This is a genomic window from Sphingomonas silueang (assembly GCF_040049155.1).
GTDB classification, from domain to species: Bacteria; Pseudomonadota; Alphaproteobacteria; order Sphingomonadales; family Sphingomonadaceae; genus Sphingomonas; species Sphingomonas silueang.
On record NZ_JBDZDK010000001.1, the window covers coordinates 337,377 to 352,395 of the forward strand.

The 15,019-nt window shown below is 70.7% G+C and carries 11 protein-coding genes; 8 read left to right on the plus strand and 3 right to left on the minus strand.

Annotated features, from left to right (window positions below):
* Positions 1 to 20 precede the first annotated feature (20 nt).
* From ABLE43_RS01455 to ABLE43_RS01465, 3 genes are all read right to left on the minus strand, one after another.
* Complete coding sequence (locus tag ABLE43_RS01455; protein ID WP_348976683.1) at positions 21 to 1,268, minus strand: efflux RND transporter periplasmic adaptor subunit; 1,248 nt, start codon at positions 1,266 to 1,268, stop codon at positions 21 to 23.
* Positions 1,265 to 1,660 carry a hypothetical protein gene (locus tag ABLE43_RS01460; RefSeq protein WP_348976684.1) on the minus strand — a complete coding sequence of 132 codons (396 nt, stop codon included), beginning with the start codon at positions 1,658 to 1,660 and terminating at the stop codon, positions 1,265 to 1,267. The genes ABLE43_RS01455 and ABLE43_RS01460 overlap by 4 nt, the downstream gene beginning before the upstream one ends.
* Positions 1,661 to 1,995: 335 nt before the next feature.
* Positions 1,996 to 2,607 (minus strand): TetR/AcrR family transcriptional regulator, encoded by a 612-nt coding sequence (locus tag ABLE43_RS01465; RefSeq protein WP_348976685.1) that lies wholly within the window; start codon positions 2,605 to 2,607, stop codon positions 1,996 to 1,998.
* 152 nt (positions 2,608 to 2,759) lie between these two features.
* On the opposite strand from ABLE43_RS01465, the gene ABLE43_RS01470 reads away from it, so the two are divergent.
* From ABLE43_RS01470 to ABLE43_RS01505, 8 genes are all read left to right on the plus strand, one after another.
* Entirely contained in the window at positions 2,760 to 4,235 is a 1,476-nt protein-coding gene (locus ABLE43_RS01470; protein WP_348976686.1) for a DUF4153 domain-containing protein, read from the plus strand.
* A 16-nt stretch (positions 4,236 to 4,251) separates the two neighbouring features.
* The gene (locus tag ABLE43_RS01475) at positions 4,252 to 4,971 is read left to right on the plus strand and encodes a response regulator (RefSeq protein ID WP_348976687.1); all 720 of its coding nucleotides are present in this window, start codon (positions 4,252 to 4,254) and stop codon (positions 4,969 to 4,971) included.
* A complete protein-coding gene (locus ABLE43_RS01480; protein WP_348976688.1) occupies positions 4,968 to 6,560 on the plus strand; it encodes a sensor histidine kinase in 1,593 nt (530 codons plus the stop codon). The genes ABLE43_RS01475 and ABLE43_RS01480 overlap by 4 nt, the downstream gene beginning before the upstream one ends.
* Positions 6,557 to 8,176 (plus strand): M28 family peptidase, encoded by a 1,620-nt coding sequence (locus tag ABLE43_RS01485; RefSeq protein WP_348976689.1) that lies wholly within the window; start codon positions 6,557 to 6,559, stop codon positions 8,174 to 8,176. Before ABLE43_RS01480 ends, ABLE43_RS01485 begins: the two co-directional genes overlap by 4 nt.
* Positions 8,177 to 8,595: 419 nt before the next feature.
* The gene (locus ABLE43_RS01490) at positions 8,596 to 11,748 is read left to right on the plus strand and encodes a TonB-dependent receptor (RefSeq protein ID WP_348976690.1); all 3,153 of its coding nucleotides are present in this window, start codon (positions 8,596 to 8,598) and stop codon (positions 11,746 to 11,748) included.
* Positions 11,749 to 11,839: 91 nt separating this feature from the next.
* Positions 11,840 to 12,532 (plus strand): SapC family protein, encoded by a 693-nt coding sequence (locus ABLE43_RS01495; RefSeq protein ID WP_348976691.1) that lies wholly within the window; start codon positions 11,840 to 11,842, stop codon positions 12,530 to 12,532.
* Complete coding sequence (locus tag ABLE43_RS01500; protein ID WP_348976692.1) at positions 12,529 to 13,548, plus strand: cupin-like domain-containing protein; 1,020 nt, start codon at positions 12,529 to 12,531, stop codon at positions 13,546 to 13,548. The genes ABLE43_RS01495 and ABLE43_RS01500 overlap by 4 nt, the downstream gene beginning before the upstream one ends.
* The gene (locus ABLE43_RS01505; protein ID WP_348976693.1) at positions 13,545 to 15,017 is read left to right on the plus strand and encodes a tryptophan halogenase family protein; all 1,473 of its coding nucleotides are present in this window, start codon (positions 13,545 to 13,547) and stop codon (positions 15,015 to 15,017) included. The genes ABLE43_RS01500 and ABLE43_RS01505 overlap by 4 nt, the downstream gene beginning before the upstream one ends.
* The last annotated feature ends 2 nt before the right edge of the window (positions 15,018 to 15,019 follow it).

The following is a 15,019-nucleotide window of genomic DNA, read 5'->3' on the forward strand; positions in this document are numbered from 1 at the left end:
GGCGCCGTTACCGGGCGCCGTTACCGGGCGAAGGTCGCTTCGCCGATCGTCGCGGCGGGCGGCGGCACGGCGGCGGCGGGCGTTGCGGCGATCGTGGTCGGGCGCACCGCGACCTTGGCCCCCGGCATCGCCAGCTGCGTGCCGCTGACGATGACGCGGTCGGTCGGCGCCACCCCGCTGCGTATGATCCGCAGCCCGTCGACCACCGGGCCGAGCGTCACCGCCCTGGCCGCCACCGTGCCGTCGCGCGCCACGGTCAGCACGGTCTTGCGCGTCTGGTCGGTCTGGATCGCGGCGTCCGGCACCAGCAATGCGCGCACCTGTCCGCCATTGGCGAGGCGCATGTTGCCGAACATGCCGGGCGTCAGGAACAGGTCCGGGTTGGCCAGCACCGCGCGGCCCCGCACCGTGCCCGAGCGCGGATCGAGTCCGTTGTCGGTGAAGTCCAGCCGACCGGTGCGGGTATAGCGTGCCTCGTCCTGCAACCGCACCTCGACCGCCGCCCCTTGCGCACCCGCCCGCTTCGACTTGAGGAACAGCCCCTCGGACGCATCGAACGCGAAATAGATCGGGTCGAGCGCGTTGATCGTGGTCAGCAACGTGCCGCCGGTGTCGCCCGCGCTCACCAGATTGCCCGGATCGATCCGCCGGTCGGAGATGCGCCCGCCGATCGGCGCGCGGACCTGCGTGAACTCGACGTCGAGCGCACGGGCACGGACCCGCGCCTGCGCCGCGACCAGTGCCGCCTGTGCCGCGCGCACCCGCGCGCCGAGTTGGTCGAGGTCGCTGCGCGACACCGCATCCTCGGCGGCGAGGCGGTTGGCGCGATCGAGATTGGCCCGCGCCAGCGCAAGGTCGCTTTCCGCACCGGCCACGCTGGCGCGCGCTTCGGCAAGGCTGGCGGCATAGGGGCGCGGGTCGATGGTGAAGAGGAGCTGGCCCTTGCGGACGATCGCGCCGTCGGTGAAGTGGACGGCGGTGATCGCGCCCGACACGCGCGGGCGCACCTCGACCGACTTCGATGCCTCGAACCGGCCGACATAGTCGTCCCATTCGGTCACGGTGCGGACCAGCGGCTGCGCGACCTCGACGGTCGGGATCGGCATCGCGGCGACCGCAGGGCCGTCGCCGTGGAATAGCGCCCATGCGCTGCCGAGCGCGACGACGGGCAGGGCGATCCAGCCGACCCGTCGCCAGCGGGCCGTGGTGGGGGGCGCCGTGTCCGCCGGAGCGTTCGACGACGCGGTGATCCGGGTAATCATGTTCATGCCCGCGCCCCCCTGTGCGCCTGCGCTGCGGCGATGCTGGTCAGCATCGTTTCATAATGGCCCGCCGAGAAACCGGCGCGGAGGAAGGCTTCGACCTCGCGCGCGGGCACGGTCACGCCGCGACGCCAGCTGAGCACGGCGATGCGGCGCAGCGCCTCCAGCCGCGGATCGGCGAGCCGCGGGTTGCGCCCGCCGACCGCGAACACCTTGCCGAGCGCCGTGGAAAGGCGACCGGGGCTTGCCAGCGACGACAGCCGGTCGCGCCGGGCGAGCGCGACGACCGACCATTCGAGCGGGCTGAACCGGGCGGGGGCAGGTGCGGCAAGCTGCGGCGCGCTCGCCGCTGCCACCACGGCGCGTTCGGGATCACCCGAGAAATCGACATAGGCCATGAGATGTCCTCCCTTCATGGTCGAAGGCACGCAGCATCACCGGCCGCGACGATGCGACCGCTGTGGCCCGTCAGGGCCGCAACGCTGGTGCGGGGGCGCAGGTCGCCGTCGCCCGCGACACGCATGTCGGGCGGGGCGGGTCTGCGAAGGTTCGGGGTACGCTTGGGTCGCGGTCCCGCCGGTTACGGAGCGAGTACCGCGGTCAGAATCCGTTCGCGCATGGCGGCATCCTTGCGAGCGCCGGGACGCCAACGGCGGCGCCCTGTTCTATACTGACTGGTATATTAACGCCGGATCGTTACGTCAACGGCTTTTGTACCGGACGGTAGGAATTTTTACCGGCCCGGCCACATCATCAGGCTGGTGTCGACCACGCGCTCCAGTTCGGCCCGGGTGGCACCCGATCCGGCCTGCACCGCCATCCCCTGAAGGATGGCGTAGAGATAGCCGGTCAGCCCGGCGATATCGATATGGTCGGGCAGGTCGCCGTCGCGCTTGGCCTGCTCGAACCGCGCGACCAGCGCCGCCTGCGACGAGGCGCGGCGCTGGATCACGTCGGCCTTGATCGATTCGGCTTCCGCACCGCAGGCCGTGGCGCTGATGACGCCGAGACATCCCTTGGGATCGCAGCTGCTCATCTGCGCGTCGATCGCGCCGCGCATGAAATGTTCCGCCACCTTGCGCGCGGTCGGCTGTTCGAGCGCGGCGCGGGTATATTCCAGCTTTTCCGACTCATAGAGGTCGAGCGCCTTGTGGAACAGCGCTTCCTTGTTGCCGAAGGCGGCATAGAGGCTGGGCTTGGAGATACCCATCGCCTCGGTCAGATCGGCCATCGACGCGCCTTCATAGCCCTTGGACCAGAAGACGCCGAGCGCCGCCGCCAGCGCACGATCGGGGCAGAACTCACGCGGACGGCCCTTGGTGGCGGGGGTGGCTTCGATTTCCATAACGCGCGGTATGTAATTCTTCCGCCCGCGGCACGCAAGGCTCCGCACGTGCACGCCTTCTGCACATCGGCTCCATGCAAGCTCCTCGCCCGCGGCACCGTCCGCGCATCGCCGCCGTCTACACCCGCTGCTCCCGGTTCAAGGAGCACGACATGCGGTTCAGTTTTCTCCTCAAGGCCGTCGTCGCGGGCGTGCTGGTCGCCGCGTTCGATCGGCTGCGCCTGGCCGGGTCGGGCGGGGCGGTCGTCGGCATCTTCGCGGCGCTGTGGTTGGCCGGGCTCATCGTCGCGCGCCGCGACGTGCGGGGCGACCGGCGGGCTTGGATCGCGCTGGGGGCGGCGACGCTGTTCGTCGCGGCACTGATCGACGACCCCGGCAGGCTGGGGTGGACGCTGTTCTGGGGTGCGCTCTCGCTCGCCGCGCTGCTGCCGCGCACCGCCCGCTTCGACGGCGCATGGCGCTGGGGCGTGCGGCTGGTGCTGCATGCGGTGAGCAGCGGCGTCAAGCCCTTCCGCGACCTGCGGCGGATCGGACGTCCGCGAGCGCAGCGGCGCGGCGTGCGCGCGATGCTGGCGATACTGGCGTTGCCGCTGATCGGCGGGGCCATGTTCCTGACCCTGTTCGCCGCGGCCAATCCGGTCATCGCCGAAGCGCTGGCGGCGATCCGGCTGCCGTCGCTGTGGCAGATCTTCTTCTGGACCACCGTCGCGCTCGGCATCTGGCCCAGCCTGCGCCCGCACGCGAGCGTGCTGCGCGTCGCCGCCCGCCTGCCCGATCCCGAGCCGGTGCTGCCCGGCACCTCGCTGCCGTCGGTGCTGATCGCGCTGGCGCTGTTCAACGCATTGTTCGCGGTGCAGAATGTGCTGGACATCGCGTTGCTGTGGGGCGGCGGGCCGCTGCCGGACGGCATGACGCAGACCGACTATGTCCATCGCGGCGCCTATCCGCTGATCGTGACCGCGCTGATCGCCGGGATCATGGCATTGGCCATGCTCCGGCCCGGCAGCGCCAGCGCGCATCATCCGTGGGCGCGGCGGATGGTGGTGCTGTGGGTCGCGCAGAACCTGATCCTCGTCGCCTCCAGCGCGTGGCGGACGATCGACTATATCGCGGCGTCGATGCTGACCGAGTGGCGGATCGCCGCGCTGGCATGGATGGCGCTGGTCGCCTTCGGGCTGGCGACGATCGGCTGGCGTATCCTGACGGGGCGCAGCGCGCGCTGGCTGGTCAATTGCAACGCGGCGGCGGCGCTGCTGGTGCTGACGCCGTGCGCCTTCGTCGATCTCGGCGCGATCGCCGCGACGTGGAACGTGCGGCACCGCGCTCCGGCGGCGATCGACCTGTGTTACCTGACGGACATCGGCGACGGCGCGCTGCTGCCGCTGATCGAACTGGAGCGCCGGGCGATGGACGCGACGACCCGTGACCGGGTGCAGCATGTCCGCGACGCGCTGCTGGCCAACCTGAGCGTCCGCCAGGGGCGATGGCAGAGCTGGACGCCGCGCGGCGCGCGCCGCCTTGTACAGGCAAGGGCGGCACTGGGACCGGCGTTCCGGCCGACCCGGGGCATCGACGGGCGGGCGTGCGACGGATCGCGCTACCAGCCCTTCCCCGAGACGCAGCCTTGACCGGAGGCTGCCGGACATGATCCTCTGCCCCATGCCGCGTACGATCCTGATCGCCGACGACGATCCGCACATCCGCCAGTTGCTGGTCTTCGCGCTGGCGAAGGCCGGGCTGGACACGATCGAGGCGGGCGACGGCGAGGCGACGCTGGCGGCGGCGCAGGCCCGCGCGCCCGACCTGATCGTGCTCGACATCAACATGCCGCGCATGGATGGCATAGAGGTCTGCCGCCGCCTGCGCGCGAGCAGCGACGTGCCGATCCTGTTCCTGTCGAGCCGCGACGACGAGATCGACCGCGTGCTCGGCATCGAGCTGGGCGCGGACGATTACGTCACCAAGCCCTTTTCCCCGCGCGAGGTGGTGGCGCGGGTGATGGCGATCCTGCGCCGCGTCGCCGCCCGGCCCCCGCTGGTGACGCAGGCCGCCGCCGGGGTACTGCGCCACGGGCAGCTGTCGCTGGAGACCGACGGCTGGCAGGCGCGCTGGGCGGGGGCGGCGGTCACGCTGACCGTCACCGAATTCGGCATCCTGCGCACGCTGGCGACGATGCCGTCCAAGGTGTTCAGCCGCGACGCGATCATCGACCGGCTGCACGGTCCCGGCTTCGCGATCACCGACCGCACGATCGACAGCCATATCCGCAACCTGCGCGCCAAGTTCGCCCGCGTCGGCGCGGAGGATGTGATCGAGACGCGCGCCGGGATCGGCTATCGCCTCGGCAGTTGCGGCGGGGCATGATCGAGCCGTTCAAGCGCGTCGTGCGGCGGCACTGGCCGCGGCTGCGATTGCGGACGATCCTGTTGCTGACCTTCACCTTCGTCGCCGCGCTGCCGGGGGTCGGCGCGCTGTTCCTGCGCGTGTACGAGAATGCGCTGGTGCGTCAGACCGAGGGCGAACTGATCGCGCAAGCCGCGGCACTTTCGGCCGGCGCCGCGCTGGCATGGGGCGGTGGGGTGGCGGTGGTGCCGCCTGCGCCCGCGCCCGCGATCGACCTGCGGCTGACCCCGATCCTGCCACCCCGGCCCGTACCGCATGGCCCCGCCCGCATGCCGGACGTGGCCACCGGCGACTGGCGCCGTCGCGTCGCGCCGACCCTGCGCCTCACCGCCGCGGCGACGGGGGCCGACATCGCGTTGCTCGACCGGCGCGGCATCCGCCTGACGGGCGCGCAGGCGGGTGGCGACGACAGCGGCCTGCCGGAGGTGCGGGCGGCGCTGCGCGGACAGTCGATGACGGCGTTGCGGCGCAACCCCGCGTACCGGCAACCGGGCGGCTGGGAATGGCTGAGCCGCGCCGCCGACCTGCGCATCGACCTCGCCATGCCGATCGTCGTCGATCGCCGGGTCGTCGGCGTGCTCCTGCTGTCGCGTCCGCCGCAGGCGCTGCTCGCCGGGCTGTATGCGGATCGCGGCAAGATCACGCTCGGCATCCTGCTGATCTTCGGCACGCTGGTGGTGCTGAGCGGGCTGCTGTCGCGCGGCATCGTCCGCCCGGTCGAGGCGCTCGGCACCGCCACCCGCGCGGTGGCGGGCGGCGGGGGCAGCGTGCCCGCTGCGCCGACCACCGCGGCGATCGAGATCCAGGCGCTCTATCGCGACTTCGGCAGCATGGCCGCCGCGATCGAGCGGCGATCGCGCTACCTGCGCGACTTCGCCCATGCGGTCAGCCACGAGTTCAAGACGCCGCTCGCCGGGATCGGCGGCGCGGTCGAGCTGTTGCAGGACCATCCCGACATGGCCGCGGCGGATCGCGACCGGTTCCTCGGCAACATCGCGAAGGATGCGGGACGACTGACGCAACTGGTCAGCCGCCTGCTCGACCTTGCCCGCGCCGACATGGAAACGGCGACGGCGGGCGTGACGACCGATCCTGCGCAGGCGGTGCGCCGCGTCGTCGACGCGCACGGCGGCTTCGTCGTCGACCTGCACCTGCCCGACGCCCTGCCACGGGTGGCGGTGCCGCAGGCCGCGCTCGAGGCGATACTGACGAGCCTGATCGAGAACAGCCGCCAGGCGGGGGCCGGTCGTGCGGCAATCACCGGCGCGGACGGCGGCGACGCGGTGGTCCTGACGGTCGCGGACGACGGCCCCGGCATTCCCGCGGGCGACCGGGACCGGGTGTTCGAGCCGTTCTTCACCAGTCGTCGCGCGGAGGGCGGCACCGGCCTCGGCCTGCCGATCGCCCGGTCGCTGCTGGAGGCGCAGGGCGGTAGCATCGTGCTGGTGCCCGACGGGAACGGCGGCGCGACCTTTCGCATCACCTTGCCGCGCGCGACCGGACCCCGGCGCTCGCCAACGGGCGGCATCTTTCCTACGGTAGCACGATGAAAGCCCTGCTCGCCCTCGCCGCCCTGCCGCTCCTCGCCGCTGCGCCTGCACCCGATCCGGTATCCCCCGCCGCGCTGTCCGCCGATGTGAAGGTGCTGGCGAGCGATGCGTTCGGCGGACGCGCGCCGGGGACGGAGGGAGAGGCGAAGACGATCGACTGGCTGGTCGCGCAGTTCAGGGCGGCAGGGCTGCAACCCGGCGGCCCGGACGGCAGCTGGACCCAGGCGGTCCCGCTGGTCCGCACCCGGATCGGGGCGGGCAGCGTCCGCGCCAACGGCGTCGAGTGGACGCCGGGCCGCGACGTCTACCTTTCGACCGTGCGCCCGGTCGCCCGCGCCGCCGTGCAGAACGCGCCGCTGGTGTTCGTCGGCTATGGCGTCGACGCGCCCGAGCGGGGCTGGGACGATTTCAAGGGCGTCGACCTCAAGGGCAAGGTGGCGGTGTTCCTCGTCAACGATCCCGATTTCGAGGCCGCCGCGACCGACGATGCGAAGGGCAGGTTCGGCGACCGGCGCATGACCTATTACGGGCGCTGGACCTACAAGTTCGAGGAGGCGGCACGTCGCGGGGCGGTCGCCGCGCTGATCGTCCACGACACGCCGGGGGCGGGATATGGCTGGGCGACCGTGACGGCGCCTGCGGGCGAGAATTACGACGTCGCCCGCCCGCCTGCGCCGCGCGTGATGCTGCAAGGCTGGATCGAGGGTGGGGCGGCGACGCGGCTGTTCGCCGCTGCGGGACTCGACCTTGCCCGGCTGCGCGCGGCGGCACGGCGCGCGGACTTCCGGCCGGTGACGCTGAAGGGCGAGGGGTTCTCCGCCGACCTGCCGGTCGAGGTGACGCGCGCGACCAGCCGCAACGTGCTGGCGAAACTGCCCGGTCGCAGCCGCCCCGACGAGGTGGTGATGTACGGCGCGCACTGGGATGCGTATGGCGAGGGCGCGCCGGATGCGCAGGGTCGCCGCATCCGCCCCGGCGCCAACGACGATGCGCTGGGAACGGCGGGCGTGCTGGCGATCGCGCGCGCCGCCGCCCGGGCGAAGCCCGCCGCCCGGACCCAGGTCTTCGCGCTGTGGACCGGCGAGGAGCGCGGGCTGCTGGGGTCGGAGACCTATGCCGCCGACCCGGTCTATCCGCTGGCGAAGACGGTCGCGAACCTGACGCTCGACATCCTCCAGACCGCAGGGCCCGCGCGCGACGTGCTGCTGGTCGGGGTGGGGCAGAATACGCTGGAGGATGCGCTGGCCGCCGCCGCCCGGACGCAGAACCGGGTGGTCACGCCCGAGGCGCTGCCCGAGCGCGGGCTGTTCTATCGCGCGGATCATTTCTCGCTGGCGCGGCGCGGCGTGCCGACGCTGCTGCTGATGGCGATCAGCGGCGCGCCCGATCTGGTCGCGGGTGGCCGGGAAGCCGGACAGGCGTGGCTTGACGGCTATATGCGCTGCTATCACCAGACATGCGATGCATGGTCCGCCGACTGGGATCTGCGCGGTGCGGCGGCGGATGTCGATCTGGTGCGGACGATCGGCTTCGGCCTTGCCGACGGCGATGCATGGCCGGTGTGGCGGGAGGGTTCGGAATTCGCCGCGATCCGCGCGAACAGCCGGTCGCGGTGACGGTGGCCGGGCGGTGCTCCCGCATGGCCGCTGCCCTGAAGCGCCGAACCCGGTCGCGGACCATGGTTCGGGGTCCGAGTCGATAGGGCCACCGTCCGTCTGCCTGCCGTGATTGCCGCGCCATGGCGGGGCATGCCGCCCGGTGCAGCGGTCCTGCTGCCGGATGCGCGGGTCGTCGCAGGCGGAACCGCTGCCGTCGCGAGTCGGCAGGTGCCGACGACCGGTATCGGCAACCTGCCGGCGTTCTCCGCAAGTGCGACCGACTTTTACTTATAAAATTACCTGCCACGTATTTCAGATGTTTGATTATTTTATTATTCCGTTTGACAGCGCTAGACAAAATGGTAGCGTTATCAGTGCCGGCAAGGACCGGCGTTGTTGAGAGAGCGGTAACGGCCGCCATCCATCGGGAGAGAATGATGAGGGGATCTTGCCTGTTGCGCAGCCTTGCCCGGTCGTCGTCGACGATCGCCATCGCCGCGCTGTTCGTCGCGCCGGGCGTTGCCGCCGCGCAGACCGCTGATACCGCAACCAATGCCCAGCCGGGCGCGACCGAGGGGACGGCAGGCAGCACCGCGCAGCCGACCGGACAGGACCCGGTGGCCGAAGGCGACGAGATCGTCGTCACCGGCATCCGCGCCAGCCTCAACCGCGCGATCGATATCAAGCGCAACTCGGCGGGCGTGGTCGACGCCATTTCGGCGGAGGATATCGGCAAGTTCCCCGACACCAACCTCGCCGAGTCGCTCCAGCGCATCACCGGCGTGTCGATCAACCGGGTGAACGGCGAAGGCTCGCAGGTGTCGGTGCGCGGTTTCTCGGGCGGGTTCAACCTCGTCACGCTGAACGGCCGCCAGCTCCCCGCCTCGAACGTCGACACCAGCGGCGCGGGCGACTTCGCGCGCGGCACCGGGCGCTCGTTCGATTTCCAGAACCTCGCCTCCGAAGGGGTGTCGGCGCTCGAGGTCTACAAGACCGGGCGGGCGGCGATCCCGTCGGGCGGCATCGGCGCGGCGATCAACGTCGTGACCCGCAAGCCGCTCGACAGCCGCGAGGGCGGGCTGACCGGATCGGTCGGGGCCAAGGCGCTGCACGACGTCACGACCACCAACGGCGAGGGCGCGCGGGTGCTGCCCGAAGTGTCCGGCCTGCTCAGCTGGCGCAACGACGCCCGCAGCTTCGGCCTGTCGGTCTTCGGCAGCTATCAGCGGCGCGACAGCACCTCGGCGCAGAGCGCGCCCAATTATTTCAACGTCGTGCGCAACGCCGATTTCTTCAACACCGCCGGCCCCTACGTCAATCCGCAGACGCAGGTCGAGAACCGCCCGGCGACGCCGTTCGTGCTGGTGCCCAACGACAGCCGCTACCAGTTCTCCGAGAACAAGCGCGAGCGGATCAACGGACAGGCGGTGGCGCAGTTCGCCCCGACCGACCGGCTGACCTTCACCGCCGACGCGCTGTTCGCGCAGAACCGGCTGGAGGAGCAGCGCAGCGAGCAGACCAACTGGTTCAACCGCCCGTTCGGCCGCGTCCGCTTCAACGGCAGCGACGTGATCGCCACCACCGACCTGCTGTCGGAAACGATCAACGGCGTGAAGGACCAGGGCTTCGAGCAGCAGTTCCGCGCGACGAAGACGCAGCTGCAATCCTATGGCCTGAACGGCAAATGGGCGTTCACCGATACGCTGACGCTGAACCTCGACGGCTATCACGCCGTCTCGCGCTCGACGCCCGATGCGCCCAACGGCACCTCGGCGACGCTCGTCTCGCTCGGCGCGCCGGTCGTCACCGGGCAGACGATCGACTACAGCAGCGGCTTTCCGCAGGTGTCGCAGACGATCAACGACGCGCTGCGCGGCAACGGTAACGGCGTGCTCGACCTCGGCGACCTCGGCACGCAGATCGGGCGCACCAACACCGCGACGCAGCGCCAGCGGATCAACGGCGGGCGGGCCGATCTCGGCTGGGATCTGGGCGGGGGCAGCCGGTTCGACGTCGGCGGCAGCTATACCGATTCGGTCATGACCAGCCAGCGGGTGCAGACCCAGCAGCAGCTCGGCGACTGGGGCATCACCGATCCGGGCATCGTCCAGCGGCTGGCGGGCAACGTCGTCAAGACCTTCTGCCTCGCCTGCAAGTTCGACACCTTCGATCCGGGCAATTCGGCGTCGATCCGCACCGCCTTTCGCGGCAACGCCGTCGTGCTGAACGACATCTTCTCGAACTTCTACCGCGCCAATCCGATCAACACGACCGCCAACGACTATGACCGGGTCGGCGAGGAGATCTGGGCGGTGTACGGCCAGTTGACGTGGAAGGGCGAGATCGCCGGGCGCAACGCCAATCTGGTGTTCGGCACCCGCTATGAGGAGACGAAGGTCAATTCGCTGGCGCTGCAGGCGGTGCCTTCGGCGATCAAATGGGATGCGGACAACGACTTCTCGCCGGTCATCTCGTCGTCGGTGCAGTCGGTGACGCAGCGCGGCAGCTATACCAACCTCCTGCCCGCGGTCGATTTCAACATCGAGGTGTTCGACAACTTCATCGCCCGCGCCTCGGCCAGCCGCACGCTGGCGCGCGCGGACTACGGCAACCTGTTCGCATCGGTTTCGGCCGGTGCCCCGCCGCGTCCGACCGCGCTCGGCGGGCGTCCGACCGGCAGTTCGGGCAATGCCGGGCTGCTGCCGCTCGTCTCCGACAATTTCGACGTGTCGGTCGAATGGTATTACAAGCCGTCGAGCTACGTCTCGCTCGGCTTCTTCGACAAGCGGGTGCGCAATTTCATCGGCACCGGCGTGTTCAACCGCAACCTGTTCGACCTGCGCGACCCGTCGTCGGGGGCGGCGGGGACGCGATCGGGGCAGGCGGCGGACCGGCTGCGCGCGCTGTCGGCGGACCTGAGCGACGTGAACCTGTTCACCTATACCGCGCTGCTGGTGCAGAACGGCGGCAACACCGCCCAGGCCGACGCCACCTTCCAGGCGAACCGGACCGCGGGCGGCGCGCTGAACCAGACGTTCGTCGACAGCATCCTCCAGGCGGTCGACATCTACGGCAATGCGCAGGACCCGCTCTACACCTTCGCCGTGTCGCAGCCGGTCAACAACCGCGACGGCCATATCTATGGCTTCGAGATCGCCGGGCAGCATTTCTTCGGCGACACCGGCTTCGGCGTGCAGGCGTCCTACACCAAGGTCTATGGCGACGTGAACGCCGACATCGCCGCCGATCCCAGCGTCAACGTGTTCGCGCTGACCGGCCTTGGCGACAGTGCCAACGGCTCGATCATCTACGACAAAAACGGCCTTTCGGCGCGCGTATCGTACAACTGGCGGGCCAGGTTCCTCGCCGCGACCAACCAGGGCGACAGCCGCAACCCGTTGTTCGTGGCGCCGTTCGGCACGCTGGATTTCAATGTCAGCTACGATCTGAACGATCGCATGGCGCTGTCGATCGAAGGCGTGAACCTGACCAGCGAGCCGCTGGTGCAATATGGCCGCGATCGCAACGCCCTCGTGTTCGCGCAGGAACTGAAGCCGCGCTTCCTCCTTGGCGCGCGCTATCGTTTCTGACGCTACTGGGGCCGCCGGGTTCCGGCGGCCCCCTTTTCTTCGGCCCGGCGTCTTCTATCGTCGGGTGCCCGTCCTGACAGGTTCCGTTCCGATGCCCAACCATGTCGCGCTCGACAACATCGCCCATCACGACCTGACCGTCGCCCCGGTGCACGGCGCGGCATATGGCGACGGCGTGAACCAGGTACTGCTGCTGCCGCCCGAGTTCGAGGCGGCGCAGCGCGACTATCCGATCCTGCTGCGCCGTGCGGTCGGCGGCGATCTCTATGCGGTCGCGCTGCTGGGGTTCGCGCAGGACGACAATCTGTTCCTTTCCGACGGCGGCTGGGACGCATCCTATGTGCCCGCCGTGCGGCGGCGCGGCCCCTTCGCAAGCGGGCCGGACGGGGTGCAGGTCGACCTCGACGATCCGCGGGTCGCGCGCGGCGGGGGCGGCGAGCCGCTGTACCGCGCGCACGGCGGGACCGCCCCCTATCTCGCCCATATCGAGGGGGTGCTGGACGTCGTCGCCACCGGGCGGCGGATCGCGCCGTCGCTCTATGCCGCATGGGATGCGGCGGGACTGCTGCGTCCGACCGCGATCGACGTGGAACTGGGCGACGGCGAGACGATGGTGATCGAGGACGTGCTGATCGTCGCCGAGGACCGGCTGGCCGCGCTGGACGGGCAGGTGCTGGCCGACCTGCATCGCAGCGGCGCGCTGCGCGCCGCCTATATGGTCGCCGCCTCGCTTGACAACATCGCCCGGCTGATCGCGCGGCATCAGCGTCGTACGGCCGCATGACCCCGGTCCGCGAGATCGCGGCGGCGCGGGCGGTCGATCTCGATCTCGCCGCATTGCTGGCCGCCGATCGCCCGCTGATCCTGCGCGGGCTCGCCGTCGACTGGCCGCTGGTCCGCGCGGGCCACGAAGGGGCGGCGGCGGCGATCGCGCTGCTCAAGCGGTTCGACGGCGGACGCCCGGTGGTCTGCTACACCGGCGATCCCGCGATCGGCGGGCGGTTCTTCTACACCGACGACGGCAGCGCGCTGAACTTCACCGGGCAGCGGGTCGCGCTGTCGGCGTGTCTCGACCGGATCGCCGCGCATCTGGACGATCCCGCCGCGCCGTCGCTCTACATCGGCTCGACCGATCTCGACGCCTATCTGCCGGGCCTGCGCGAGGCCAACGACCTGCCGCTCCCACTGCCGGAACCGGGCGAGGCACCGCCGCTCGCCAGCATCTGGATCGGCAACCGCACGACGGCGGCGACGCATTACGACCAGTCGAACAACCTCGCGGTCTGCGCGGTCGGGCGGCGGCGCTTCACGCTGTTTCCGCCGGAGCAGGTGGCGAACCTCTATCCCGGCCCGCTCGAACCGACGCCGGGCGGGCAGGTGGTGAGCATGGTCGACCTGCGCGCGCCCGACCTCGCCCGTTATCCACGGTTCGCCCGGGCGCAGGCGGCGGCGGAGGTCGCCGACCTGCTGCCGGGCGACGTGCTGTTCTATCCCGCGCTGTGGTGGCACAATGTCGAGGCGACGGCACCGTTCAACGTGCTGGTCAATTACTGGTGGAATGCCGCCCCGGCCTTTGCCGACAGCCCGATGACGACGCTGCTCCACGCGATGCTGAGTCTGCGCGAACGCCCGGCGGCGGAGCGGCGGGCATGGGCGGCGATGTTCGACCATTATATCTGGTCGGGCGGGGAGGGGGCGCGCGACCACCTGCCACCGGCGATGCAGGGCGATCTTGCCCCGCTCGACGCGATGGCCGCGCGGCGGCTGCGCGCGAAGCTGCTGCAACGGATGAATCGATGACCCCGCTCAGCATCGTCATCGCCGGGGGCGGGACCGCGGGCTGGCTGGCGGCGGCGCTGCTGACGCGGCAACTGGGGGCGCTCGTCGCGGTCACGCTGGTCGAATCGGCGGAGATCGGCACGGTCGGCGTCGGCGAGGCGACGATCCCGACGATCCGCAGCTTCCATGCGCTGCTGGGGCTGGACGAGCGGGAATGGATGGCGGCGACCGGCGCGACCTTCAAGCTCGGCATCGCGTTCGAGGGCTGGGCGCACGCGCACGACCGCTATGTCCATTCGTTCGGCGAGGTCGGGCGATCGACGTGGATGGGTGATTTCCAGCATTTCTGGCTGGAGGCACGCGCGCAAGGGCTGGCGGGGCCGATCGGCGGCTATTGCCTCGAACACGCGGCGGCGGAGGCCGGACGCTTCGTCGGCGGACCCGACGGGCCGCTCAACTATGCCTATCATTTCGATGCCGGGCGCTATGCAGCCTATCTGCGGCAGCGCGCCGAGCAGCAGGGGCTGGTGCGGATCGAGGGGCGGATCGACCGGGTCGAAACCGCCCTCGACGGCGATATCGCCGCGCTGCACCTGACCGACGGGCGGCGGGTGGCGGGCGACCTGTTCCTCGACTGCACCGGGTTTCGTGGCCTGCTGATCGGCGAGACGCTGGGCGTCGGCTTCGAGGACTGGAGCCATTGGCTGCCGACCGACCGGGCGCTGGCGGTGCAGACGGCGGCGACCGGCCCCGCGCCGCCGCTGACCCGCGCGATCGCGCATGATGCGGGCTGGCGCTGGCGAATCCCCTTGCAGCACCGCGTCGGCAACGGGCTGGTGTACAGTTCGCGTCACCTGTCCGACGATGCGGCGCACGCCCGGCTGCTCGGCGCGGTCGAGGGCGCGGTGCTGACCGAACCCCGCGTGATCGCGTTCCGCACCGGACGAAGGCAGCGGACGTGGGAGCGCAACTGCGTCGCGCTCAGCCTCGCGAGCGGCTTCGTCGAGCCGCTGGAATCGACCGCGCTGCATCTGGTGATGATCGCGCTGACCCGGCTGGTCCAGCAACTGCCCTTCGCCGGTCCGGGCGACGCCGTGCGGCAACGCTTCAACGACCAGTGCCGCCGCGAGATCGAGGCGGTGCGCGACTTCGTGCTGCTCCATTATCATCTGAACGCGCGCGACGAACCCTTCTGGCGCGAACGGCGCGAGACACCGCCGCCCGACAGCCTCGCCGAGCGGATCGCGCTGTTCCGCGAAGCGGCGCAGGCCTATCAGTCGGCGGACGACCTGTTCCGCGTCGGTTCGTGGTTGCAGGTGATGCTGGGGCAGGGGCTGGTGCCCGAGCGGCATCACCCGCTGGCCCGGCTGATGCCGCCCGGCCAGCTGGCGGCGGTGCTGGGCGACCTGCACCGCGGCATCGCGGCGACGGTCGCGCGGCTGCCGACGCATCAGGCGTTCGTCGAACGCTACTGCCCGAGCGCCGGGTAGCA